General features: G+C 66.7%; 24 protein-coding genes and 1 riboswitch. Of the genes, 15 read left to right on the top strand and 9 right to left on the bottom strand.

From position 1 onward, the window contains the following. Positions 1–6 precede the first annotated feature (6 nt). From ACFSGJ_RS13480 to argB, 3 genes are read right to left on the bottom strand one after another with little or no spacing between them, the layout of a single operon-like run. The gene (locus ACFSGJ_RS13480) at positions 7–525 is read right to left on the bottom strand and encodes a SixA phosphatase family protein (RefSeq protein WP_390262744.1); all 519 of its coding nucleotides are present in this window, start codon (positions 523–525) and stop codon (positions 7–9) included. Next, positions 522–1,163 carry a ferredoxin gene (locus ACFSGJ_RS13475; protein ID WP_390262741.1) on the bottom strand — a complete coding sequence of 214 codons (642 nt, stop codon included), beginning with the start codon at positions 1,161–1,163 and terminating at the stop codon, positions 522–524. Before ACFSGJ_RS13475 ends, ACFSGJ_RS13480 begins: the two co-directional genes overlap by 4 nt. Continuing rightward, positions 1,163–2,038 carry an acetylglutamate kinase gene (argB, locus tag ACFSGJ_RS13470; RefSeq protein ID WP_390263116.1) on the bottom strand — a complete coding sequence of 292 codons (876 nt, stop codon included), beginning with the start codon at positions 2,036–2,038 and terminating at the stop codon, positions 1,163–1,165. Before argB ends, ACFSGJ_RS13475 begins: the two co-directional genes overlap by 1 nt. Before the next feature lie 149 nt (positions 2,039–2,187). Between argB and ACFSGJ_RS13465 the strand changes: the two genes are divergently transcribed. Continuing rightward, the gene (locus tag ACFSGJ_RS13465; protein ID WP_390262738.1) at positions 2,188–2,919 is read left to right on the top strand and encodes an SDR family NAD(P)-dependent oxidoreductase; all 732 of its coding nucleotides are present in this window, start codon (positions 2,188–2,190) and stop codon (positions 2,917–2,919) included. On the opposite strand, the gene yihA is transcribed toward ACFSGJ_RS13465, so the two are convergent. The 4 genes from yihA to ACFSGJ_RS13445 form a co-directional block, all read right to left on the bottom strand. Then, the gene (gene yihA / locus ACFSGJ_RS13460; protein ID WP_390262735.1) at positions 2,920–3,570 is read right to left on the bottom strand and encodes a ribosome biogenesis GTP-binding protein YihA/YsxC; all 651 of its coding nucleotides are present in this window, start codon (positions 3,568–3,570) and stop codon (positions 2,920–2,922) included. A 69-nt stretch (positions 3,571–3,639) separates the two neighbouring features. After that, positions 3,640–4,389, bottom strand: coding sequence for an MOSC domain-containing protein (locus tag ACFSGJ_RS13455; protein WP_390262732.1), 750 nt, complete (start codon positions 4,387–4,389; stop codon positions 3,640–3,642). Then, complete coding sequence (yidC, locus tag ACFSGJ_RS13450; protein WP_390262729.1) at positions 4,386–6,185, bottom strand: membrane protein insertase YidC; 1,800 nt, start codon at positions 6,183–6,185, stop codon at positions 4,386–4,388. The genes ACFSGJ_RS13455 and yidC overlap by 4 nt, the downstream gene beginning before the upstream one ends. Before the next feature lie 173 nt (positions 6,186–6,358). Next, positions 6,359–6,913: a hypothetical protein gene (locus ACFSGJ_RS13445; RefSeq protein WP_390262726.1), complete on the bottom strand. Its 555-nt coding sequence runs from the start codon at positions 6,911–6,913 to the stop codon at positions 6,359–6,361. Positions 6,914–7,047: 134 nt separating this feature from the next. On the opposite strand from ACFSGJ_RS13445, the gene ACFSGJ_RS13440 reads away from it, so the two are divergent. The 6 genes from ACFSGJ_RS13440 (at position 7,048) to ACFSGJ_RS13415 (ending at position 12,969) form a co-directional block, all read left to right on the top strand. Next, a complete protein-coding gene (locus ACFSGJ_RS13440; protein WP_390262723.1) occupies positions 7,048–8,760 on the top strand; it encodes a type I secretion system permease/ATPase in 1,713 nt (570 codons plus the stop codon). Next, positions 8,757–10,007, top strand: a complete 1,251-nt coding sequence (locus ACFSGJ_RS13435; protein WP_390262720.1) for an HlyD family type I secretion periplasmic adaptor subunit — start codon at positions 8,757–8,759, stop codon at positions 10,005–10,007. Before ACFSGJ_RS13440 ends, ACFSGJ_RS13435 begins: the two co-directional genes overlap by 4 nt. A gap of 74 nt (positions 10,008–10,081) precedes the next feature. Beyond that, complete coding sequence (locus ACFSGJ_RS13430) at positions 10,082–10,546, top strand: RidA family protein (RefSeq protein WP_390262717.1); 465 nt, start codon at positions 10,082–10,084, stop codon at positions 10,544–10,546. Between the two features lie 77 nt (positions 10,547–10,623). After that, entirely contained in the window at positions 10,624–11,385 is a 762-nt protein-coding gene (locus ACFSGJ_RS13425; RefSeq protein WP_390262714.1) for a glycerophosphodiester phosphodiesterase family protein, read from the top strand. Between the two features lie 91 nt (positions 11,386–11,476). Continuing rightward, positions 11,477–12,655, top strand: a complete 1,179-nt coding sequence (locus ACFSGJ_RS13420; RefSeq protein WP_390262711.1) for a GNAT family N-acetyltransferase — start codon at positions 11,477–11,479, stop codon at positions 12,653–12,655. Then, a complete protein-coding gene (locus ACFSGJ_RS13415; RefSeq protein ID WP_390262708.1) occupies positions 12,652–12,969 on the top strand; it encodes a 4a-hydroxytetrahydrobiopterin dehydratase in 318 nt (105 codons plus the stop codon). Before ACFSGJ_RS13420 ends, ACFSGJ_RS13415 begins: the two co-directional genes overlap by 4 nt. A 27-nt stretch (positions 12,970–12,996) precedes the next feature. Here ACFSGJ_RS13415 and ACFSGJ_RS13410 read toward each other — a convergent pair whose 3' ends face one another. Further along, positions 12,997–13,485 (bottom strand): peroxiredoxin, encoded by a 489-nt coding sequence (locus ACFSGJ_RS13410; protein WP_390262705.1) that lies wholly within the window; start codon positions 13,483–13,485, stop codon positions 12,997–12,999. A gap of 74 nt (positions 13,486–13,559) precedes the next feature. Here ACFSGJ_RS13410 and ACFSGJ_RS13405 point away from each other — a divergent pair, with 74 nt between their 5' ends. From ACFSGJ_RS13405 to ACFSGJ_RS13385, 5 genes are all read left to right on the top strand, one after another. After that, positions 13,560–14,762, top strand: coding sequence for an NAD(P)/FAD-dependent oxidoreductase (locus ACFSGJ_RS13405; protein WP_390262703.1), 1,203 nt, complete (start codon positions 13,560–13,562; stop codon positions 14,760–14,762). Next, entirely contained in the window at positions 14,762–15,325 is a 564-nt protein-coding gene (rsmD, locus tag ACFSGJ_RS13400) for a 16S rRNA (guanine(966)-N(2))-methyltransferase RsmD (protein ID WP_390262701.1), read from the top strand. Before ACFSGJ_RS13405 ends, rsmD begins: the two co-directional genes overlap by 1 nt. Positions 15,326–15,336: 11 nt before the next feature. Then, positions 15,337–16,185: a universal stress protein gene (locus ACFSGJ_RS13395; RefSeq protein ID WP_390262698.1), complete on the top strand. Its 849-nt coding sequence runs from the start codon at positions 15,337–15,339 to the stop codon at positions 16,183–16,185. Between the two features lie 81 nt (positions 16,186–16,266). Then, positions 16,267–17,751, top strand: a complete 1,485-nt coding sequence (locus tag ACFSGJ_RS13390; protein ID WP_390262695.1) for an AMP nucleosidase — start codon at positions 16,267–16,269, stop codon at positions 17,749–17,751. Between the two features lie 138 nt (positions 17,752–17,889). Further along, on the top strand, positions 17,890–18,180 hold the full coding sequence (locus tag ACFSGJ_RS13385) for an HU family DNA-binding protein (RefSeq protein ID WP_390262692.1): 291 nt from the start codon (positions 17,890–17,892) through the stop codon (positions 18,178–18,180). Positions 18,181–18,277: 97 nt separating this feature from the next. On the opposite strand, the gene aroC is transcribed toward ACFSGJ_RS13385, so the two are convergent. Beyond that, positions 18,278–19,381 (bottom strand): chorismate synthase, encoded by a 1,104-nt coding sequence (gene aroC, locus ACFSGJ_RS13380; protein ID WP_390262688.1) that lies wholly within the window; start codon positions 19,379–19,381, stop codon positions 18,278–18,280. A 92-nt stretch (positions 19,382–19,473) separates the two neighbouring features. Next, a riboswitch (TPP riboswitch) is annotated at positions 19,474–19,575 on the top strand. Between the two features lie 44 nt (positions 19,576–19,619). On the opposite strand from aroC, the gene thiB reads away from it, so the two are divergent. Genes thiB through ACFSGJ_RS13365 form a run of 3 tightly spaced genes read left to right on the top strand, consistent with a single transcriptional unit; the run spans position 19,620 to position 22,829 of the window. Next, positions 19,620–20,603, top strand: coding sequence for a thiamine ABC transporter substrate binding subunit (thiB, locus tag ACFSGJ_RS13375; protein ID WP_390262685.1), 984 nt, complete (start codon positions 19,620–19,622; stop codon positions 20,601–20,603). Beyond that, on the top strand, positions 20,579–22,141 hold the full coding sequence (locus ACFSGJ_RS13370; protein ID WP_390262682.1) for a thiamine/thiamine pyrophosphate ABC transporter permease ThiP: 1,563 nt from the start codon (positions 20,579–20,581) through the stop codon (positions 22,139–22,141). Before thiB ends, ACFSGJ_RS13370 begins: the two co-directional genes overlap by 25 nt. Then, on the top strand, positions 22,125–22,829 hold the full coding sequence (locus ACFSGJ_RS13365; protein WP_390262679.1) for a thiamine ABC transporter ATP-binding protein: 705 nt from the start codon (positions 22,125–22,127) through the stop codon (positions 22,827–22,829). The genes ACFSGJ_RS13370 and ACFSGJ_RS13365 overlap by 17 nt, the downstream gene beginning before the upstream one ends. The last annotated feature ends 48 nt before the right edge of the window (positions 22,830–22,877 follow it).

Raw genomic sequence — 22,877 nt, 5'->3', positions numbered from 1 at the left:
GCCCAATTAGGCAACCCAGACGCCGCTGTCCAGTGTCCGGGGTGTGGCAAAGGCAACTGCGCGACCCGCGCCAAAGCCGACCCCCGCCCAGTCGGACTGGGAAAATTCGGCGATCAACGTCGCGCAGGTCGGATAGCGGTCGAAATCCGGATGGGCCGGCGCCTGCTGAACCAATGCCGCCGCAAAGGCCGCGATACCGGGATTATGCCCGATCATGATGACGTTCTTTGCCCGCGCCTGCCGCAGGCAACGCAACATCACGTCCGGCCCGGCAAGGTAAAGCGCATCGGCGAACAGAACCTCGGGCCCGCCGACGGCGCCGGTAACCGCCGCAAATGTCTCGCGCGTCCGGGCGGCGGATGACACGAGCGCCTGCCCCGCCCGTTCGCCCCGCGACGCCAGCCAGTCCGCCATCGCCGGCGCCGCCGCCCGGCCGCGCGCATTCAGCGGACGGTCGAAATCCGCCTGCGCGGGGTCGTCCCAGCTCGATTTTGCATGGCGCATGAGGATGAGGCGCAGGGTCATCGGTGAAAATAACTCATGTGATGGGCGGACTGGACCTCCAGCCTGCCATGGCGCTGCGACAGGGGGCAAGCCCGCCGGACGGCGCAGCCCCGCGTCATGCAGTCATTCGGCCCCGAGAGCCAGTCATGGCAGCGGTCCAGATCATATCCCTGCCCCGTCAGCGCGCCCACGGGACAGGCGGCGATGCAGGGGCGGGGGCAAGTTTCACAGGGCGAGGACGCAGGCGGATCGGGCAGCGCAATCCGCTGCCGCAGGATCAAGGCCCCGCGATATGACACGAAAAGCCCCGCCGCGTCATGCACCAGCAATTGCACCGGCGACGGAAAGGCACGCCCGCTCGCGATGGCCCAGCGGAAAAAGGGGTGGAACGGCGGCCCGCCAAAGGGAAAGGCCGCCTGCGCGTCGAGCGCGCCTGCCAGCGCCCCGATCACCCGCAGCGACCAGCGATCCAGGGGGTCGGGGGCGCCGTCCAGAAACTCCGGCTCGGCGGTGACATGCGGCCAGAACCCGGGTTCGGCGGGTCCCAGCAGCAGAACGGTGCCCGCGCCTTGCGGCCCCTCGCCCGCCGCAGGATGAAAACCGCCCATGATCGCCAGATGATGCGACGCAGCCAGTGCGGCGATCGCGTCGTGATCCATCAGGTGCGCGGCTTCACGCGCGGCTCGGTCGAGCGGATGAGGCTGCCCGCCCCATGGTCGGTAAAAAGCTCCAGCAGGCAGGCATTGGGGATACGACCATCAAGGATCACCACCGCGCGCACGCCTTTTTCCAGCGCCGCCAGCGCCGTTTCCGTCTTGGGGATCATGCCGCCGGCGATCACGCCGCGATCCGTCAGGTCCCGCACCTGCTCCGGGGAAAGCTGCGTCACGACCGCGCCGCTTTCGTCCTTCACCCCCGATACGTCGGTCAGCAGCAGCAGCCGGTCCGCCTGCAGCGCCCCGGCAATGGCCCCCGCCGCCGTGTCGCCGTTGACGTTGAAGGTCTCGTTATCCTCGATCCCCGTCCCGACCGGCGCCACCACGGGGATGATGCCCGCGTTGTAAAGATCGCGCAGCACCTGCACGTTCATCTCGACCGGGCGACCGACATAGCCAAGCTCGGGGTCGTCCGGCTCGCAGACCATCAGGTCGTCGTCCTTGCCCGATATCCCGACCGCGCGCCCGCCCTGGTCGTTGATCGCCTGCACGATCCGCTTGTTCACCAGACCGGAAAGCACCATCTCGACCACCTCGACCGTTGCCTTGTCGGTCACGCGCTTGCCCCGCACGAAGTCCGACGTGATGCCCAGCTTGCCCAGCAGGTCGTTGATCATCGGCCCGCCACCATGCACCACCACCGGGTTCACGCCAACCTGCCGCATCAGCACGATGTCGCGGGCGAATTCGGCCATCGCGGCATCGTCGCCCATCGCATTCCCGCCGAACTTGATGACGACGACCGCGCCCGTATAGCGCTGAAGATAGGGAAGAGCCTCGGACAAGGTCCGGGCAGTGGCCTGGGGATCGCGCGTCATGGCAAGCTGCTTCTTCATGGTCGGGTCCGTCTTTGCCGGCCATTCGTAGCGCGGGGGACGGCCGGAGCCAAGAGCCGGCGGACAGCAAGCGGTGCATTGTCTTTCCCGCCCGAAACGCTAGGATTTGCGGGACGCGGCAGGAGCATCGCATGTCCGAACAGAAAACGCTGGTGCTGACCGGGGCCTCCCGGGGAATCGGTCATGCCACGGTCAAACGGTTCTCGGCCGAGGGTTGGCGCGTGCTGACCTGTTCGCGGCACCCCTTCGACCCACGCTGCCCCTGGCCAGGGGGTGAGGAAAACCACATCCAGATCGACCTTGCCGATCCCAAGAATACGATCGAGGCCATAGCGGTCATCCGCGACAAGCTGAATGGCCGGCTCCACGCGCTGGTCAACAATGCCGGCATTTCGCCCAAAGGGCCGGATGGCGGGCGGCTCAACACGCTGGAAACCGACCTGAGGACCTGGGGGCAGGTCTTTCACGTCAACTTCTTCGCAAGCGTCGTTCTGGCGCGGGGCCTGCGCGATGAACTCGCGGCAGCCAAGGGATCGGTCGTGAACGTGACCTCTATCGCCGGAAGCCGCGTGCACCCCTTTGCCGGGGCGGCCTACGCGACCTCAAAGGCGGCGCTCGCGGCCCTCACGCGGGAGATGGCGCATGATTTCGGCCCGATGGGCGTGCGGGTGAATGCCATCGCGCCCGGCGAGGTCGAGACCGCGATCCTGTCGCCCGGCACTGACAAGATCGTGGAAAAGCTGCCGATGCAGCGCCTCGGCCAGCCGTCAGAGGTCGCGGACGCGATCTTTTTCCTCTGCTCGGACCGGTCGAGCTACATTTCCGGCGCCGAGATCGAGGTCAATGGCGCCCAGCATGTCTGATCATTCGAGCGTGGCGATGATCGCGCGCAACGTCTCGATCCCCTCGCCCTTTTCCGAAGAGGTCACGACGATCTCGGGATAGGACGCCGGGTGCTTGGCCAGCGCGCCCCGCACCTGATCCAGAACCTTTGCCTGATCGGCGGCCTTGACCTTGTCCGCCTTGGTCATCACCACCTGAAAGGTCACGGCCGACCGGTCCAGCAGGCGCATGATCTCTTCGTCCACGGCCTTTACCCCATGCCGCATGTCGATGAGAACAAAGGCACGCCGCAGGGTCTGGCGCCCCGACAGATAGGCCCGGAGCAATTCTTGCCAATTGGCAACGATCGCCACGGGCGCCTCGGCATAGCCGTAACCGGGCAGATCGACGAGATAATGATCCGTGCCGGCGGTGAAAAAGTTGATCTCTTGCGTCCGGCCGGGCGTGTTCGATGCGCGGGCCAGCGCCTTGCGTCCGGTCAATGCGTTGATCAGGCTCGATTTACCCACGTTGGACCGGCCGGCAAAACAGACCTCGATCCGGTCGGCGGGCGGCAAGCCGTCCATCGCCACGACGCCCTTGAGGAAATCGACCGGCCCGGCAAAGAGCAGCCGGCCCTTTTCCAGCGCCTCCGGGTCGTCGATCGTCGTGAGCGGAAAGGGCAGTTTCATCTCGTTACTCGTTTGTTTTGCGATGGGCGTTTTGCGATGGGTACCGGCGGGTTCCGTCCCATCATCCAATCAGATTATCCTGACCACGTCGCCGGGGGCGATCTGGCCGCCCTGCTCGATCAGGGCATAAACCCCGAAGTCCTTGTGCCCGAACGCCGCTTCCAGCGCGCCCAGCGTATCGGCATCCGACCGGCCCGTGTCCGGGTTGACCGTCGTCGCCATGCAGCGGGTGATCCGCTGCATCACCCGCAGGCGCGCCGCGCCGATGACAATTTCCCGGCCGACCAGGTCATGTTCCGCCCACGGCTCCCACCCGTCGATCCAGAGGTTGCCGCGCCAGCGGTGGATCGACAGGTCAGCCCCCATCCGCGCGCCCAGATCCGCGTTGGACGCAAGGCTCAGGACCGAGACGAAGGGCTCTGGCCGGTCGGTCATCGCCTGTTCCGGCACCCGATGCAGCGCCCGCGGCGCCGGGCGGTTTTCGGGCCAGAGCGGACGCAACCAGTCGATCAGCGCATCCGCATCGCCGGGCAGCGCGACGGTGATTTCGCCCTGCCGGTGATGGGTCAGTGTCACGGCGCCGTCGGGATGGCGCAGCGCGCGGATGGCCATGAGCTCATGCCCGCTGACGCCGCGCAGAAAGTTCATCTTGGGCGCCCAGCCGTCCGGTTCGGCGCCGAACTTGGCCGCCTGATGGCTGATGGCCCATTCCCGGTCATGGGCAAGGGCGCGCCCCCGTTCCAGAAGCGCGCCCTCCAGCTCTTCGTATCCGACCGACTTGACCGGATGCCGGCAGATATGTGTCAGCCGCCCCGTCATTTGGCCTGCGGAGTCCGTCTGAACCCGCTGACGATGTTTCCGAACAGATCCGGCTTATGCCCATGGCTGCGCATGATGATGTATTGCTGCGTGAAGGTGATCACGTTGTTCGCGATCCAGTAGAGCACCAGCCCCGAGGCAAAGTGTCCCAGCATGAACATGAAGATCCACGGCATCCAGGCAAAGATCATCTTCTGCGTCGGATCGGTGGGGGCGGGGTTCAGCTTTTGCTGCAACCACATCGACACGCCCAGCACGATCGGCATGATCCCGATGAAGATCAGCGCAAGGAAGCTGCCCGGCACCGGTGCGGCCCAGGGCAAGAGGCCGAAGAGGTTGAAGATCGACGACGGATCGGGGGCCGACAGATCGTCGATCCAGCCGATCCACGGCGCGTGCCGCAGCTCGATCGTTACAAAGATCACCTTGTAGAGCGAGAAGAAGATCGGGATCTGCAGCAGGATCGGCAGACAGCCCGCGGCGGGGTTCACCTTTTTCTCGCGATAAAGGGTCATCATTTCCTGCTGGAGCTTCTGGCGGTCGTCGCCGGCGCGCTCTTTCAGCTTTTCCATCTCGGGCTGAAGTTCCTTCATCCGGGCCATCGAGACATAGGACTTGTAGGCCAGCGGAAAGAGGATCGCCTTGAGGATCAGCGTCAGCGCGATGATCGACCAGCCCATGTTGCCGATGAACCCGTTGAGCCAGTGCAGCACGGCAAAGATCGGCTTGGTCAGGAAGAAGAACCATCCCCAGTCGATCGAATCGATGAAACGGTCGATGCCGAGATCGTTCTGATAGTTGCGGATCGTCTCCCACTCTTTCGCGCCGGCAAAGAGCATGGTCTGCATCTCGGCGGACTGGCCGGGTTCAACCGTCACGGCGGGCAGACGAGTCTCGGTCTGGTAGATGTCGGCGTTGGGGACGTATTTCGACACCGCCGTAAAGGGCTGGCCCGGGGTCGGGATCAGCGTCGTCATCCAGTATTTGTCGGTAAACCCGATCCACCCGTTCGAGGTGACCTCCGTGATCTCGGCACGGGCGCGTTCCCGTTCCACCACCGGGAAATCGGCCATGTGGCGGTATTTCGATTCTTCGAGGCTGCCATCGCTCATCTGCACGACGCCTTCGTGCAGGATGAAGAAATCGACAGTGTCGGGGCGCCCATGGCGCGCGACGATGCCATAAGGCGTCATGCGCACCGCCGCCTCGCCCGCGTTCGAGACGCCCTCGGTGACGGTGAAGAGGAAGTTCTCGTCGATCTCGATCCGGCGTGTAAAGGTCAGGCCGCTGTCGTTTTCCCATGTCAGAACAACGGGCTGGCCCGGCGCAAGAACTTCGCCTTCGGCCAGCGTCCAGATCGTGCTGGCGTCCGGCACATCCTCAAAGCCCAGCGAGCCGCCCGGCGACCAGCCGTAAAGGGCGTAATAGGCGCTTTGGCCGCCGACCGGCTGCAAGAGGCGCACATTCGCGGAATCGGGGTCGGTGGTTTCCCGGTAGTCGCGCAAAAGAAGGTCGTCGATCCGCCCGCCCTGAAGCGAGATCGATCCGGCAAGCCGCGGCGTCTCGATCGCGACGCGGGGGATCTCGGCGGCAACCTCGCTGGGCGCATCGGGAATCCCGGCGCCGTCCAGCCCCGTGGGTGGCGCAGGGGCGACCCCACCGGCCTGTTCCGCAACCGCACCGTCGGCAATCGGGTCCATCGCCTGCTGTTCGGGCGGGAACAGGACGAACCAGACGAGGATCACGATAAAGCTCAGCGCCGTGGCGAGCAGGAGATTTTTGTTCTGATCACCCATGAGGGACCACCACCTGTCCTTGTTTTGCAGCGCCGGTTCAACAGACCCCGGCCCGAAAGGTCAAGCGGTTTTGTCCGGGGCCGGCCTGCCGCGATGGGTCCAAGGGGCCAGCAGGCGGAGGTTTCACGCCACTACGCATCCCATTCCCGGCGCGCCACCGCGCCCGTCCGGGCTCAGCGGATGCCCAGCCTCTCCAGCGCCGCGGCGACATCCCCGCCCGCCCCTGACAAGGCCGCGGCAAAGCCATCGCGTTGCTGCGCCAGAAGGTTCTCGGACCCGATCAAGAGGTTGAAGGGCCGCATCCGCCCCGTGCGGTCCGAGGCGTGCCAGCGCAGTATCGTCGCCCCTCCCGAGCCGGAACGGATCTCTATCACAATCTCATGATAGCGCCGCACCTGCCCCGCAGAGACAAGGATCACCGATTCCCCGCCCTGCCGTGCGATCCGGTCCGAAAGGACACCCGCCATGCGCTGCGCATAATGGGTTCCGACCCTGCGCAGGGTCGCAGGTTCCAGATCGGCTGCCGCCGGCCCAAGCACGACCTGCGCGATGATCCCGGTATCGGCCTCGGCAAAAATCCGTTGCGCCGTCGCGGCCGCATCGCCTTCGAGCGCAGCCTGCAATGCGCGGACCAGGTCGTCGGCCAGTCCCGTTCCCTGCGCGCGCAGCCCGGGCGCGAGCGCAAGCCACCCCAAGGCCCCTGCAATCACCCCGCGCCGGTCCGGCATGAAGATGCCAGGGGCAGTATCTTTGCGTTTGTGCCTGCGGGGTAACCACATGTTTGCAACTTTCTGACAGGCTTTGCCACGACTTGCGGTCGGAGCGGGCCACCATGAACGGCGCCAGTGTAGGGATGTTTCGGATGTCACAAAAGAAAGGCGCGGCGGGGTTTCAAGGGCTGCGCAGCGCGTGCCGGCAAAGCCGTGGTATCTTTGCTGCAGTGATCCTCTTTGGCGCTTTCGTCAATCTGCTGATGCTGACGGGCCCCCTTTTCATGCTGCAGGTCTATGACCGGGTCCTGACCAGCCGGTCCGGCCCGACGCTTCTGCTGCTGTTTCTGCTGGCTGTTTTCCTGTTCGCGATGATGGCGTTGCTCGACCACCTGCGCGGACGCCTGATGATCCGGGCGGCGGCGCGGTTGCAGCGGGTGCTTGACCGCGGAGTGCTCGCGGCAGAACTGGATACCCCTGCCGCCGCCAGTCTGCGGCGCGACCTCGACGCCGTCCAGTCCTTCATCCGCGCGCCGGTCGCGCTTGCGTTGCTCGACATGCCGTGGACGCCGCTTTTTGCGGGGCTCATCTTTCTTTTTCATCCGCTGATGGGTTGGTTCGCGCTTGGTGGCGGCGCCCTGCTCGTGGGCCTGACCGTCCTGAACCAGTGGATCACCCGGCAGGGCGCCGCAACGGCAGCCCTGCACATGGCGGCGGCAGACGACCTTGCCGGCGCGATGACGACAGGCGCCGAGACGCTGCGCGGCCTTGGCATGGCACCTGCGCTGCTTGACCGATGGGTGGCGATGCGAGGGGCGGCGCAGCGCAGCGCAGTGACGGCCGCCGACCGGACCAACCTCATCGCAGCCGTCACGCGCAGCTTCCGGCTGTTGCTGCAATCGGGAATGCTCGCGCTCGGCGCGCTCTTGGTCCTGCAGGACGCGCTGAGCCCCGGGGCGATGCTGGCCGCATCGATCCTGTTGGGACGAGCGCTGCAACCGGTGGAAACGGCGCTGGCACAATGGCCCCTTGCTCAGGCGGCACGGGCGGGCTGGCAGCGGCTGGACACGGTTCTGCCCCCTGCACCCATGGCGACCATGCCCACCCCCCTGCCCCGCCCGACGCCCGATCTTGAGGCGCAGGACCTCACCCTCATCGCGCCGGGCGCCAGCCAGCCGGCGCTGCGGCTGCTGGGGTTTCATCTGGGCGCGGGGCAGATCATGGGGGTTCTGGGGCCGGCAGGTGCGGGCAAGACGACGCTCGCCCGCGCAATTCTGGGCCTCTGGCCTGCGGCGTCAGGCACATTGCGGCTGGGCGGCGCGCGGATCGGGCAATACGACCCCCGAACGCTGGCGACCCATATCGGATACCTGCCGCAGCAGGTGACGCTCTTTGACGGGACGGTCGCGGACAACATCGCCCGTTTTGCGCCGGATGCGGACCCGGCGTATGTGATCGTGGCAGCGCAGCGCGCGGGCGCACATGACATGATCCTGTCGCTGCCCCAGGGGTATGACACGGTGATCGGCACCGGCGGCCCCGGGCTTTCGGGCGGGCAGTTGAAGCAGATCGGCCTCGCCCGGGCGTTCCATGGCGAGCCGGTGATGCTGTTGCTCGATGAACCCGAGGCCGGGCTTGACGCAGCCGGGGTCGTCGCGTTGCACCAGGCGCTGCGCCTCTTCAGGTCGCAGGGGGGGACCGCCATTGTCATCACCCACCGCAGCACGACCATTCGGGAATGCGACATGCTTCTGGTGCTCGATCGCGGGACCCGCCGCGCCTTCGGCCCGAGGGAGGAGGTGATGGCGCGGCGTGAACTTGCGGCCGCCCCGCCGGCACAGCCATTGCGGGCGGGGTCGCGATGATGTGGCCGGTTCGCGGCACCATCATCTGTGGCCTTCTTGCGCTTGTCCTGCTGGTAGGCGGATTGGGCGGCTGGGCCGCAACCGCCCCACTCGCCGCCGCCGTCACCCTCTCGGGACAGGTAGAGGTCGATCCACGCCACCAAATCGTGCAGCACGCCGAGGGCGGGCTCGTGACCGCGCTTCTGGTGGCCGAGGGGGACAGGGTTTCCGCCGGGCAGGTGCTCCTGCGCCTCGACACGACGCAGTTGCGTGCGGACCTCGCCGCGACAGAGGCGCAGTATCACGAAATCCTCGCCCGGCGCGCCCGGCTGGAGGCGGAACGGGACGGCGCGGCAGAAGCGCGGTTCGATCCCACCCTCCGCAGCAGGGCGCCTGATCTGGTCGCCGGTCAGGCAGCGCTCTTTGCCGCGCGGCGCGAAAGCCATCTGCGGCAACAGGCGCAGATGGAACGGCGGCTGAACCAGATTGCCCGCCAGATCGAGGCTATCGGGACCCAACTTGTCGCACTGGACATTCAGGCCGACCTGACGTCGCAGGAACGCCGGACACAGGATCAGCTTCTGGACGCAGGCCTTGCCCGGGCCCCGCAGGTCCTTGCGCTCCGCCGGGCCGAGGCCGCCCAGCAGGGGGAGTTGGGACGATTGCGGGCCGCCCGTGCCGAAGCCGAGGAACGGGCCGCGGAAACAGAACTTGCCCTGCTCCGCCTGACCGACCTGCACCGCGAAGAAGCCCTGACCCAGCTGCGGGAGATCGGGTATCGCGAGATCGAGCTATCGGCGCAGCGCGACGCCCTGCAGGACCGCATCGACAGGGCGGAACTGCGCGCGCCCATGACCGGCACGGCCTGGGCCTTGCAGGCGGCGGGGGCAGGTGCGGTGCTGCGCCCTGCCGAACCCGCGCTCGTCATCGTGCCCGAGGGTCAGCCGCTGATCGTCCGCGCGCGCCTTCCCGCAGGCGAGGCGGGGCGTATCCGGCCCGGCCAACCGGCGAGGATGCATAAGGCAGCCCATGGCGGGCGCGATGAGCCCCCGATCCTCGGGAATGTCCTGCGAATTTCCCCCGACGCCATGTCGGATGAGGTGACGCAGGGCCGCTATTTCCAACTCGTCATCGGCCTGCCGGAGACAGAGACGCTGCGACCGGGGATGCCGGTGGATGTCTTTCTGCAGACCGACAGCCGCACCGCGCTTGCCTATCTTCTGCATCCGGTCAGCCGCTATCTGGACCGCGCCCTGCGCGAGGGATGAGGGGGCTTTCGCAATCCGGACGGGCAGGCTAGCGTGCCACAAAACCCAACCTGGCCAGAAACGAAGGACCCCGGATGAGCAACGATATCGATTCCCGTCTCAAGGAACTGGGCCTCTCCTTGCCTCAGGCACCGGCCCCCGCCGCGAACTACGTGCCCTATGTGGAATGCGGCAAGCTTCTGTTCGTGTCGGGTCAGATCAGCCATGGGCCTGATGGCCTCATCAAGGGGCGGCTGGGCGCGGATCTTGACGTGGCAGAGGGCGCGGCGGCCGCACAATCCTGCGCGCTGAGCCTGATCGCCCAGGCCCGTGCTGCCTGCGGCGGCGATCTGGACCGGGTGAAGCGCGTCGTGAAACTGACGGGTTTCGTCAACTCCACCCCCGATTTCACCGACCAGCCCGAGGTGATCAACAGCGCATCGGATCTTATGGTCGCAGTCTTTGGCGATGCCGGTCGCCACAGCCGGTCCGCGGTCAGCGCGGCCTCGCTGCCCCGTGGCGTGGCAGTCGAGATCGAGGCGATCTTTGAACTGAACTGACCGGTGATCCGGCCATGCGCCTGTCACGCGAATGACATGCAGGCCGGGCACCATGGCCACCCGCAGACGGAGCCGCAATGCAACTGCCCCAGGATTTCCTGACCCGCCCGATTGCCCATCGTGCCCTGCATGACCGGCAGGCAGGCCGTCCCGAAAACTCGATCGCCGCGATTTCGGCTGCGGTTGCGGCGGGCTATGCGATCGAGATCGACCTTCAGCTTTCGGCCGACGGTGTCGCCATCGTCTTTCACGACTATACGCTTGCACGGCTCACATCGTCGCGTGGGCCGGTCCGCGCGCGCCCGGCGGCGGAACTTTGTGCCCTTCCGCTCCTTGGAACAGACCAGACGATTCCGCGACTGGAAGATGTGCTGGCCGAGGTGGGCGGCCGCGCCCCCTTGCTGATCGAGATCAAGGATCAGGACGGCGCCCACGGCCCTGCCATCGGCGCGCTTGAGGCGGCTGCGGCGCGCGCGCTCCAGGGCTATGCCGGCCCCGTCGCGCTCATGTCCTTCAACCCCTATTCGGTGGCAGAGATGGCGCGCCTGCGCCCGGATCTTCCGCGCGGCCTGACGACCAGCGCCTACCGGGCGGACGACTGGCCCCTGCTGCCGCCCGAGGTGCGTGACCGGCTGCGGGACATCCCCGACTATGACCGCGTCGGCGCCTCTTTCGTTTCGCATGAGGCGCGCGATCTCGACCGCCCGCGTCTTTCGACGCTGCGCGACCGGGGCGCGTCGATCCTGTGCTGGACAATTCGCTCGCCCGAGGCCGAAGAGGCGGCGCGCAGATGGGCAGACAACATCACCTTTGAGGGATATCGCGCCGCGCTCGCTTGACGCTGCCTCCGCAAGGAACATCTTGGGGCACCGGGCGGACGCAGCGACGCGCCAGAAAGCCCGTGACAGGACAACCCATGACAGGAAACCGATGAACCGCGAGATCGAGATCACGCTGATCGAGGGCCTTTCAGAGATTCCCGCCGCGGACTGGGACGCCTGCGCAAACCCGGGCGGCGGCAGGCCCGTCGATCCCTTTACCACCCATCGTTTCCTGATCGCGTTGGAGCGTTCGCGTTCGGTGGGGCCGGGCACGGGCTGGGAACCGCGTCATCTGGTGGCCCGGCATGAGGGCCGGATCATCGCCGTCGCGCCGACCTATGCCAAAGGCCACAGCCAGGGCGAATACATCTTTGACCACGCCTGGGCACAGGCATGGGAACGCGCCGGCGGGCAGTATTATCCGAAGCTGCAGGTGGCGGTGCCCTTTACCCCTGCGACGGGGCGGCGCCTTTTATGCCATCCGGATCTCGGGCAGGCGGGCCGGTCTGCATTGTTGCAAGGGCTTGTGCAGGTGGCGGCACGGAACGAACTCTCATCCGCCCATATCACCTTTTGCACCGAGGAAGAGGCGCGCGAGGGCGCGGCGCTGGGGCTTTTGCACCGGGTGACGCAGCAGTTTCACTGGACCAACCCGGGTTATGGCAGTTTCGACGACTTCCTCGGCTCGCTGTCGTCCCGCAAGCGCAAGGCGATCCGTAAGGAACGCTTCACGGCGCAGGGCTTTGGCGGCAGCATCCATGCGCTGACGGGCGACGAGATCGCGCCTGAACATTGGGATGCCTTCTGGACCTTTTATCAGGACACCGGCGCGCGCAAGTGGGGTCGGCCCTACCTGACGCGCGCCTTCTTTGACCTTGTTCAGGACACGATGCGGGATGACATCCTGCTGGTGATGGCGCGGCGCAACGGGCGCTGGGTGGCGGGCGCCCTGAACTTCATCGGGCGAGAGACCCTGTTCGGCCGCTATTGGGGCGCCGTCGAGGATCATTCCTGCCTCCATTTCGAACTGTGCTATTATCAGGCCATCGACCATGCCATCGCGAACGGGCTGAAACGGGTCGAGGCGGGGGCGCAGGGCGAACACAAGCTTGCGCGCGGATATCTGCCTGTGGCGGTCCATTCGCTGCACTGGATCGGCGATCCGGGTTTCCGGGCCGCCGTCGCCCGCTATCTGGATGAGGAACGGCACGCGACGGATGAGGAAATCGAGATCCTGACGGCCTTCGGCCCCTTTCGTCGCGGCCCGCAGGAGGCAGAGGTGGAATGATGTCAGGGACACATCCCGAAGACCCGGAGCTTGGAGACGATCTGGTCCAAAGCGGCTGGCGCTGGCGGGAAGACCGCAAGGCGATCGTCAAGACGTTCGAGTTCCGGAATTTCCGGGAGGCCTTCGCCTGGATGATGCAGGTGGCCTTCTGGGCGGAAAAGCTGAACCATCACCCCGAATGGCGCAATGTCTACAAACGGGTCGAGGTCGAACTGACCTCCCACAACAGCGGCAGCGTCACCGAGGCTGACCTGAAGCTCGCCCGCCATATGGATGAGGCCGCGACCCGCATGGCCGGCCACGACGCCCCCTGACGCCGTAACCGGGCTGTCCGGATGCGATCAGAGCACCGCCAGAAGCGCCTCGCCCCCCGACACCTCGCAGACGCCCGGCGATTCCTCGATCTGGAGCCGGGTGACCACGCCGTCCTCGACCAGCATCGCATAGCGGCGCGACCGGCCGATCAGCCCGACCGGCGGCGCATCGAAGCTGAGACCGATCGCCTTGGTGAAGGTGCTTTCGGGATCGGCGAGCAGCATGATGCCGGCAGCATCCGCCCCGGTCGCCTCGCCCCAGGCCTTCATGACGAAGGGATCGTTGACCGAGATGCAGACGATCTCGTCGATGCCGCGCGCGCGGAATTCGCCCTCGGTGCGAATGAAGCTGGGCATATGGGCGGTGTGGCAGGTGCGCGTAAATGCACCCGGAACGGCAAAGATCACGATCTTGCGTCCCTTGGTCAGTTCGCCGGTCGAGACTTTTTCCGGCCCCTCTGCGCCGATACGCAGCAGTTCGGCCTCGGGCAGGCGGTCGTTGATTGCCAAAGTCATGGTCGTCCTCGCGCATTGCGTTCCCGTTCGCGGCGACTATAGGGTCGGGCGACGGGTCAGGACCAGAGGGAAAGATGGCGGGAATAGTTGTCGTGGGCGCAGGTCAGGCCGGGGCATCGCTGGTGGCGCGTCTGCGCAGCCGAGGATATGAGGGTGAGATCACCCTGATCGGTGCAGAGACTGTGCCCCCCTATCAGCGGCCGCCCCTGACGAAGGGCTATCTGACCGGCGAATTGCCGCTGGAAAGGCTCTTTCTGCGTCCTGAAAGCTGGTATGCCGATCAGCGCATCACCCTGCGTCTGGGTCAGATGGTCACGGGGATCGATCCCGTCGCCCGGCAATTGCGTCTGGGGGATGAGGTCATCGGCTATGACCAGCTTGCGCTGACCACCGGATCGACCCCGCGCCGGCTGCCCGAAAGCATGGGCGGAACCCTTGGCGGCGTTTACGTCGCCCGCGATCTTGCCGATGCGCAGGCGATGGCCCCGGAATTCGTGGCGGGCCGGAGGGTTCTGGTCGTGGGCGGCGGCTATATCGGGCTGGAGGCCGCTGCCGTCGCCGCCAGGAAGGGCCTGCATGTCACCGTCATCGAGATGGCGCCCCGCATCCTGCAACGGGTCGCTGCCGCCGACACCTCGGACTATTTCCGGGCGCTGCACCGGTCCCATGGCGTCACGCTGATGGAAAGCACGGGCCTTTCGCAGCTGGAGGGCCGCGACCGCGTGCGCCGCGCCCATCTCACCACCGGCGAGGTGCTCGAGGTCGATTTCGTCATCGCCGGCGTGGGGATCGCGCCGAATGTCGCGCTGGCCGAGGCTGCGGGCCTGACGCTCGACAACGGCATCGCCACCGACGCGCAGGGCCGCAGTTCCGACCCGTCGATCTGGGCTGCGGGGGATTGCGCGTCCTTTCCCATGGGGCCGCACCGGATGCGGCTGGAAAGCGTGCAGAACGCGATCGATCAGGCCGAGCTTGTGGCCGACAACATGCTGGATGACGGGCGTGCCTATACGCCTGTCCCGTGGTTCTGGTCCGACCAGTATGATGTGAAACTGCAGATCGCGGGGCTGGGTCTGGGTCATGACCGCACCCTGCGCCGCGAGGGGGACGGCACGCTCTCGATCTGGTATTACGCGGGCGAGCGTTTCCTTGCCGTCGATGCGATGAATGACCCGCGCGCCTTCATGGTGGGCAAGCGCCTGCTGGAGGGCGGGCGGAACGCCGACCCGGCATTGATCGCGGACCCCGCCTTTGACCTCAAGGGGCTTTTGCGCTGATGCGGATCATCGGCGGTCGCGCAAGGGGGCTGATGCTTGAATCGGTGGGCGCGGGCGACGCTGCACGTCATCTGCGCCCCACCACGGATCGCGTGCGCGAAAGCATCTTCAACCTCCTCATCAACGGCGGATACGGCGACCCGGTAGGCGGCGCGCGGGTGCTCGACCTCTTTGCCGGGACCGGCGCTCTGGGGCTCGAGGCGCTGTCGCGCGGGGCAGCGCATGTGACCTTCGTGGATGATGGCACGGCGGCGGCGACGCTGATCCGCCGGAACATCGAGCGGATGCGCGTGGGCCCCGAAACCGTTTTGCTGCGCCGCGACGCCACCCGGCTGGAACGGCATGACGGGGCGGCGTTCGACCTCGTTTTTCTTGACCCGCCTTATGGCAAGGGGCTGGGCGAAAGGGCGATGACCGCCGCCCGCGATGGCGGCTGGATCGCCCCCGCGGGACTGATCGTCTGGGAAGAAGGCACCGCCCCGACCCCGCCCCCCGGGTTCGATCTGGTTGACCAGCGCCGCTACGGGGATACCTTTGTCTCGATCCTGCGCCCATCGGACTGAAGGAGGTGCCAATGCCCCGCCATATTCTGGCTGCGGTCACACCTGGACCACATGCACATCGCATCCTGCAGCGCGCCCGCCATCTTGCGCTGCAACACGCCGCCGACCTGACGGTGATCAGCGTCCTGCACGGCTCGCTCGGCCTTGCCATGGACGGCGCGGCGAAAGAGGCCGCGATGCGCGCGACCCGTGAGGCACTTGCCGAAACGCTCGCCGATGCGGGCGATCCGCCACTGCGGATCGAGTTCGGCAATCCGGCCGCCATCATCACCGCCTGCGCCGAAGACCTGGGGGCCGATCTGATCGTGCTTGGCCCGAACGAACAAAAGAGCCTCTCTGCCCGCATTATCGGGTCGACCACCGACCGGGTCCTGCGGCAGGCCACGGTGCCGGTCCTGATCGTGCGCCGACCCCCGGACGGGGATTATTGCGGCGTTCTGGTGGGGCTGGACGATTCCCCCGCGGCACAGGCGGGGCTGCGGACGGCAGCGGCGCTTTGCCCCGGGCATCCGCTGCAACTGGTGGCGGTGACCGACCTGCCGATGGACTTCGAGCAGGCGCTGCTCCTTTCCGGAACCCCCAAGGCCGAGATCACGCGCTGGCGCAACGATCTGCGCCGCCAGACGGCCGCCGGCCTCCAGGAACGCGCGGCAGACTGGCCCAACACCCGCCCCCGGGTCTTTGTCGGCCTGCCCGAGGTGGTGCTGGTCCGTCTGTCACGCGCTCCGGGTGTCGACCTGATCGTGCTGGGCAGCCGGGGGCGTGGACCGATCATGGCGAATATCCTCGGCAGCGTCGCCCTGCGCGTCGCCCGCGAGGCACGGGCGGACGTGCTTGTCGTACCGGCCGGGACGGACTGACCCGCCGGCTACGCTTGCACCGGAACCGGTTTTTGGGCCTTATGGCGGCCCGAAGGCTGATCCCCATGCGCAAGGCACTCCATGAACCATCCCGATACGACGCTGCCGATCCTGACCCCGCCCAAACCTCCGGCGCAGGTTTTTTCCGACGCCGAGGCAGCGGTGCAGCATCTGGAAGAGCTTTACGAGACGGCGACGCAGTTCCTGCATCAGCATTTTGCCCAGACGATCAAGGAAGGCCGTCCGCAGGCGCGCTATCGTGCCTTCTATCCGGAAATCCGCATCACGACGACAAGCTTCGACAAGGCGGACAGCCGGCTGAGCTTTGGCCATGTGCCGGGCCCGGGCACCTATGCGACGACCGTGACGCGCCCGGATCTGTTCCGCGCCTATCTGCGCCAGCAGATCGACCTTCTGATGCGGAACCACGGGGTGGATGTCCAGATCGGCACCTCTGACACGGCGATGCCCGTGCATTTCGCGGTGGCGAACAATCCGGCGGTGAATGTCCCGCAGGAGGGCGTACTGGACTTTTCCCTGCGGGATGTGTTCGACGTCCCGGATCTGGCGACGACGAACGATGACATCGTGAACGGCTATGCGGTCAGCAACGCGGACGGTTCGGCGCCCCTGGCCCCCTTCACCGCCCAGCGTGTGGATTATTCGCTGGCACGGCTATCGCATTACACCGCCACCGAGGCGGAGCATTTCCAGAACTACGTCCTTTTCACCAACTATCAGTTCTATATCGAGGAATTCGAGACGGTCGCCCGGCAGGCCCTTGCCGATCCCGAAAGCGGCTACACCGCCTTTGTCGGCCCGGGCAACCATGTGGTGACGGATGCCGAGGCGCCCTTGCCCCTACCGCTCAAGCTGCCGCAGATGCCGACCTATCATCTCAAGCGCGCGGACGGGAACGGCATCACGCTGGTCAATATCGGCGTCGGCCCCTCGAACGCAAAGACCGCGACCGACCATATTGCGGTGCTGCGGCCACATGCCTGGCTGATGGTGGGCCATTGCGCCGGGCTTCGGAACAGCCAGAGGCTTGGCGATTTCGTGCTGGCCCATGCCTATCTGCGCGAAGATCATGTGCTCGACGCGGACCTGCCGATCTGGGTTCCGATCCCGGCGCTGGCCGAGATCCAGATCGCCCTGCAAGAGGCCGTGGCCGAGGTGACGGGGCTCGGGGGCTACGAGCTCAAGCGGATCATGCGGACCGGCACCGTGGCCACCATCGACAACCGCAACTGGGAATTGCGCGACCAGTCCGGCCCGGTCCGGCGCCTGTCGCAATCGCGTGCCGTGGCGCTCGACATGGAAAGCGCCACGATCGCGGCGAACGGGTTCCGGTTCCGCGTTCCCTACGGCACCCTTCTTTGCGTGTCGGACAAGCCCCTGCACGGGGAACTGAAGCTGCCCGGCATGGCGACGGAATTCTACCGCACCCAGGTCACGCGCCATCTTCAGATCGGGGTGCGCGCGATGGAACGCCTGCGCGAGATGCCGCTGGAACGCATACACAGCCGTAAATTGCGTAGCTTTGAGGAAACAGCCTTTCTTTGACGGCGGGAAACAGCCAATTGCGACAGCTTTTAGCTTGCGAAACGCCCCAAAAGATAGTGTAGCAAGTCAATGATCTGCCATGCGGCACCTGAAATAAAACAGTGGCCCGCCCAGGGCCCAGGAACGAGGAGACTGGAGATGACCACGAAACCGATGACCAAGACTCAACTCGTCGCCGCTTTGGCCGAGGAGATGGGTTCGGACAAGAAAACCGCCGGCGCAGCGCTTGACGCGCTCGGCACGCTCATCACGCGCGAAGTCGCCGAAGGCGGCGCTGTCACGCTTCCCGGTCTGGGCAAGTTTGCCTGCCGCACCCGCCCCGAACGTATGGTGCGCAACCCCGCCACGGGCGAGCAGATTTCCAAGCCCGCCGACAAGGTCGTCAAGGTCACGATCGCCAAGGCGCTCAAGGACAGCGTGAACAGCTGATCGGATTTCCGCGGCCCGCCCGCGGAAACCACAAGGCCGTCCCGAGGGACGGCCTTTTTCTTTGGCACTATGCCCGTGGGGATCCTGACAGGCCGCCTTACCCGATGCGACCGCGCGCACCCTCGCCCACCTGCCCGCGATGCAGCAGCAGGTGATCGAGGATGACACAGGCCATCATTGCCTCGGCCACCGGCACGGCGCGGATACCCACGCAGGGATCGTGCCGGCCCTTGGTGACCAGATCGGTTTCCTGCCCGGTGCGCGTCACGCTGCGCCGGGGCGTCAGGATCGAAGAGGTCGGCTTGACCGCCAGCCGCACAACCACATCCTGCCCGGTCGAAATACCGCCCAGAATTCCACCCGCGTGGTTCGACAGATATTCCGGCCCGTCGGGCCCCATGCGAATCTCATCGGCATTCTCGGTCCCGGTCAGGGCGGCCGCCGCCATGCCCTCACCGATCTCGACGCCTTTGACGGCATTGATCGACATCATCGCCGCCGCCAGATCGCTGTCCAGTTTCGCATAGATCGGCGCGCCAAGACCCGGCGGCACGCCCCGGGCGACAACCTCGATCACCGCACCGACCGAATCGCCGGATTTCCGGAGCGCATCCAGATAGTCGGCCCAGTCCTTCGCCGCCTGCGCATCGGGGGTCCAGAACGGATTGCGCGCGATTTCCGCCGCGTCGAAACGCGCCCGGTCGATCCGGTGCGGCCCCATCTGGACCATGTAGCCCGTCACGGAAACACCCGGCGCCAGAACCCCCAGGGCGGCCCGCGCCACACCGCCTGCCGCCACCCGGGCCGCGGTTTCCCGCGCGCTGGACCGCCCGCCGCCGCGATAGTCGCGGATGCCGTATTTCTGCCAATAGGTGATGTCGGCATGGCCCGGGCGGAACGCCTCGGCGATCTCGCCATAGTCCCTGGACCGCTGGTCCGTATTGCGGATCATCAACTGGATCGGGGTGCCGGTGCTCTGCCCCTCGAAGACGCCCGAAAGGATCTCGACCTCATCCGGCTCGCGCCGCTGGGTGGTGAACCGGTTCTGCCCCGGCTTGCGCAGGTCGAGCCAGTGCTGGAGCTGCGTGGCCTCGACCGGCACGCCCGGCGGGCACCCGTCGACCGTCGCGCCAAGCGCCGGGCCGTGGCTTTCGCCCCAGGTGGTGACGCGGAACATGTGGCCGAAGGTGTTGAATGACATGGGCGCCCCTTTGCTTGGGGTTTCTGTTACCCCCGCGGGCGCGCGCGCTCAAGCCTTTCCGCTTGTGACCGGGCGCGGGGGTGATTAGGGTCGGCCCTACCTCGGGGTGCCCTGCCGGGCTGAGATGCGCGCTGCGCGAACCCGTTGAACCTGAACCGGTTAAGACCGGCGGAGGGAAGGCAAGCGGCGCATCCCCATATCGCGCATCCTGACCCCGCCCGTCGCAATGGAGGATGAAATGCGTTATCCGACGCTTGCTGCGGGACTGATCCTGGCCACCGCCCCGGCCCTGGCCCAGACGCCCGAACTGACGATCTACACCTATGACAGCTTCGTGTCCGAATGGGGCCCCGGGCCGCAGGTCAAGTCCGCGTTCGAGGCGGTCTGCGACTGCACCGTGACCTTTGTCGGCGCGGGCGATGGCGCGGCGCTTCTGGCGCGGCTGCAACTGGAAGGCGCGCGTAGCCCGGCGGATATCGTGCTCGGGCTCGACACCAACCTTACCGCCATTGCCGCCGAGACCGGGCTGATCGCGCCACATGGGCTGACGCCGGACCATGACCTGCCGGTGGCGTGGGACGATCCGCTCTTCCTGCCCTACGACTGGGGCTATTTCGCCTTCGTCCACGACACAGACCTTGCCGATCCGCCGGCGAGCTTTGGGGATCTGATTGCCTCTGACCTGCAGGTGGTCATTCAGGATCCGCGTTCGTCGACCCCCGGCCTCGGCCTCCTGATGTGGGTCGAGGCCGCCTATGGCGACCGCGCGCCCGAGATCTGGCAGGGCCTCGCCCCCCGTATCCTGACCGTGACGCCCGGCTGGTCCGAGGCCTACGGGCTGTTCCTGAACGGCGAGGCCGACATGGTTCTGTCCTACACGACCTCGCCCGCCTATCACATCATCGCCGAGGGGGATGACAGCAAGACGGCGGCGATCTTCGAGGAAGGGCATTACCTTCAGGTCGAGGTCGCCGGAATGTTGGCCGCCAGCGACCAGCCCGAACTCGCAACGCGGTTTCTGGACTTCATGCTGACCGATGCGTTTCAGGCCATCCTGCCAGAGACCAACTGGATGTATCCGGCAGTCCTGCCCGAGGCGGGGCTTGCCCAAGGCTTCGCGGATCTTCCCACACCTGACCGGGCGCTTCTGCTGCCGCCGGCCGAGGCTGCGGCGCGCCGCGATGGCGCGCTGGCCACATGGCTCTCGGCGCTCAGCCGCTAGGGCGCGCAGGATGGGGCGGCGTCGCGGTCGCGGCGCTGCTTCTCCTGCTGACGCTGGGCGCCCTTGGGGCGGTGTTCTGGCGCGCGGGCGGGACATCGGGGCTTGGGCCGGCGGACTGGGCGGCAATCCGGTTTACCGTCTGGCAGGCCGCACTGTCGGCAGGACTTTCCGTGGCACTGGCGATCCCGGTCGCGCGCGCCCTTGCACGGCGCAGCTTTCGCGGCCGGCAGATCATCGTCACCCTGCTGGGCGCCCCGTTCCTCTTGCCGACGCTGGTGGCGGTTCTGGGGCTTCTGGCAGTCTTTGGCCGAAACGGGATTTTCAACGACTGGCTGATGGCGCTCGGCCTTCCGCCCCTGCGGATCTATGGCCCGCAGGGTGTCATCCTGGCCCATGTGTTCTTCAACATGCCATTGGCGACCCGGCTCATCCTTCAGGGGTGGCAGTCGATCCCGGCCGAGCGTTTCCGGGTGGCGGCATCGCTTGGGTTCCGGCCTTACGACATCCTGCGCCGGATCGAGGTGCCGATGCTGCGAACGGTGCTGCCCGGCGCGCTGCTCGCGATATTCCTCATATGCCTCACAAGCTTTGCCGTCGCGCTGACGCTCGGCGGAGGTCCGCGGGCGACCACGGTGGAACTCGCGATCTATCAGGCGTTCCGCTACGACTTCGACCTCGGGCGGGCGGCGATGCTGGCGGGGGTTCAGTTCGCGCTCTGCGCGGCGGCGACCCTGATTGCGCTGCGCGTGCCGCTGACGGACAGCCTTGCGGGGCTTGGCCGCCCGGTTCAGCGCTGGGACAAAAGGGGGCGCCTCACGGTCGACCTGATCGCGGTCGCCTTGGCGATGGTCTTTCTGCTGCTTCCGCTCGGGATGGTCGTCGCGGCGGGGCTGCCGCGCATCCCGCACCTGCCCGCTGCCGTCTGGTCCGCTGCGGGGCGGTCGGTCGTCGTGGCGCTGGGGTCGGCCTGCCTGACACTCGTCTTTGCCCTGTTTCTGGGGATCGCGATCCTGCGGGCGCGGCGGTCCCTGTCCGGCGGGTTGGAGCTTGCCGGAATGCTCTCGCTCGCGGCCTCGCCGCTGGTGATGGGAACGGGGCTTTTCCTGATCGTGTTCCCCCTTGTCGATCCGGCGCGGCTGGCGCTTGCGGTCACGGCGCTGGTCAATGCGACCATGGCGCTTCCTTTCGCGCTGCGCGCGATCTTGCCCGCGCTACGCCAGGCCGACCGTGATCTGAGGCGGCTTGCGGACAGCCTGAACATCCGTGGTCTGGCGCGGCTGCGGTTCGTGATCCTTCCGCCACTCCGCGCGCCCCTTGGCTTTGCGGGTGGGCTGGCCGCTGCCCTGTCGATGGGCGATCTGGGGGTCATCGTCCTTTTTGCCGAGGCCGGGAATGCCACGCTGCCGATGCAGTTGCAGCGGCTCATGGGCGCCTACAGGATGGCCGACGCGTCGGGCGCGGCGGTGCTTTTGCTGGGCCTCAGCCTTGCGGCCTTCTGGATTTTCGATCGTGGGGGGCGTCTTGGGGCTCGAACTTGAGGACATCATCCTGCAGCAGGGCGCGTTCCGCCTGACAGCTTCGTTTCCCGTTGCGACGGGTGCGCGGGTCGCCATCATCGGCCCTTCGGGCGCGGGAAAATCCACATTGCTTGCCGCGATTGCCGGATTCCTGATGCCGGTTACGGGTGTCATCCGCTGGGGGTCTGACGATCTGAGCGCGTGCGATCCGGGGGCGCGCCCGCTCAGCATCCTCTTTCAGGACAATAACCTCTTTCCACACCTGACGGTGTTCCAGAATGTCGCGCTTGGCCTGCGCCCCAATCTGCGGCTTTCGCCGGCCGAGCGTGCCGAGGTGATGGCCGCCCTCGACCGCGTCGGGCTGACGGGGCTTGGCGACCGGCGCCCGGCGCAGTTGTCGGGCGGGCAGCAAAGCCGCGTCGCGTTGGCCCGCGTTCTGTTGCGGCGCCGTCCCCTTCTGTTACTGGATGAGCCGTTCTCGGCGCTCGGCCCCGCGCTGAAGTCCGAGATGCTGGATCTTGTGGGCAGGATTGCGGCGGAACAGCGTCTGACACTGCTGATGGTGACACATGATCCGGCCGATGCCCGGCGCCTTTGCGACCAGACGGTGCTGGTCGCCGACGGCATCGCGCTGCCGCCCATGGCGACCGAAAAGATCTTCGCCGACCCGCCGCCTGCGCTGCGGGCCTATCTCGGCCAGGGCGGATAAACGCAAAACGCGCCCCGGAGGGCGCGTTCGCTTGAACAGGTTTGCCGG

The sequence above is a fragment of the Halodurantibacterium flavum genome, assembly GCF_042681825.1.
Taxonomy (GTDB): Bacteria; Pseudomonadota; Alphaproteobacteria; order Rhodobacterales; family Rhodobacteraceae; genus Halodurantibacterium; species Halodurantibacterium flavum.
The sequence above is the reverse complement of the archived record's forward strand: the minus strand, read 5'-3'. Positions and strand labels throughout refer to the sequence as shown.

Coding starts and splice junctions, on each gene's coding strand:
- ACFSGJ_RS13480 (WP_390262744.1), bottom strand. CDS start 525: ATGACCCTGCGCCTCATCCTCATGCGCCATGCAAAATCGAGCTGGGAC.
- ACFSGJ_RS13475 (WP_390262741.1), bottom strand. CDS start 1,163: ATGGATCACGACGCGATCGCCGCACTGGCTGCGTCGCATCATCTGGCG.
- argB (WP_390263116.1), bottom strand. CDS start 2,038: ATGACGCGCGATCCCCAGGCCACTGCCCGGACCTTGTCCGAGGCTCTT.
- ACFSGJ_RS13465 (WP_390262738.1), top strand. CDS start 2,188: ATGTCCGAACAGAAAACGCTGGTGCTGACCGGGGCCTCCCGGGGAATC.
- yihA (WP_390262735.1), bottom strand. CDS start 3,570: ATGAAACTGCCCTTTCCGCTCACGACGATCGACGACCCGGAGGCGCTG.
- ACFSGJ_RS13455 (WP_390262732.1), bottom strand. CDS start 4,389: ATGACGGGGCGGCTGACACATATCTGCCGGCATCCGGTCAAGTCGGTC.
- yidC (WP_390262729.1), bottom strand. CDS start 6,185: ATGGGTGATCAGAACAAAAATCTCCTGCTCGCCACGGCGCTGAGCTTT.
- ACFSGJ_RS13445 (WP_390262726.1), bottom strand. CDS start 6,913: ATGCCGGACCGGCGCGGGGTGATTGCAGGGGCCTTGGGGTGGCTTGCG.
- ACFSGJ_RS13440 (WP_390262723.1), top strand. CDS start 7,048: ATGTCACAAAAGAAAGGCGCGGCGGGGTTTCAAGGGCTGCGCAGCGCG.
- ACFSGJ_RS13435 (WP_390262720.1), top strand. CDS start 8,757: ATGATGTGGCCGGTTCGCGGCACCATCATCTGTGGCCTTCTTGCGCTT.
- ACFSGJ_RS13430 (WP_390262717.1), top strand. CDS start 10,082: ATGAGCAACGATATCGATTCCCGTCTCAAGGAACTGGGCCTCTCCTTG.
- ACFSGJ_RS13425 (WP_390262714.1), top strand. CDS start 10,624: ATGCAACTGCCCCAGGATTTCCTGACCCGCCCGATTGCCCATCGTGCC.
- ACFSGJ_RS13420 (WP_390262711.1), top strand. CDS start 11,477: ATGAACCGCGAGATCGAGATCACGCTGATCGAGGGCCTTTCAGAGATT.
- ACFSGJ_RS13415 (WP_390262708.1), top strand. CDS start 12,652: ATGATGTCAGGGACACATCCCGAAGACCCGGAGCTTGGAGACGATCTG.
- ACFSGJ_RS13410 (WP_390262705.1), bottom strand. CDS start 13,485: ATGACTTTGGCAATCAACGACCGCCTGCCCGAGGCCGAACTGCTGCGT.
- ACFSGJ_RS13405 (WP_390262703.1), top strand. CDS start 13,560: ATGGCGGGAATAGTTGTCGTGGGCGCAGGTCAGGCCGGGGCATCGCTG.
- rsmD (WP_390262701.1), top strand. CDS start 14,762: ATGCGGATCATCGGCGGTCGCGCAAGGGGGCTGATGCTTGAATCGGTG.
- ACFSGJ_RS13395 (WP_390262698.1), top strand. CDS start 15,337: ATGCCCCGCCATATTCTGGCTGCGGTCACACCTGGACCACATGCACAT.
- ACFSGJ_RS13390 (WP_390262695.1), top strand. CDS start 16,267: ATGAACCATCCCGATACGACGCTGCCGATCCTGACCCCGCCCAAACCT.
- ACFSGJ_RS13385 (WP_390262692.1), top strand. CDS start 17,890: ATGACCACGAAACCGATGACCAAGACTCAACTCGTCGCCGCTTTGGCC.
- aroC (WP_390262688.1), bottom strand. CDS start 19,381: ATGTCATTCAACACCTTCGGCCACATGTTCCGCGTCACCACCTGGGGC.
- thiB (WP_390262685.1), top strand. CDS start 19,620: ATGCGTTATCCGACGCTTGCTGCGGGACTGATCCTGGCCACCGCCCCG.
- ACFSGJ_RS13370 (WP_390262682.1), top strand. CDS start 20,579: ATGGCTCTCGGCGCTCAGCCGCTAGGGCGCGCAGGATGGGGCGGCGTC.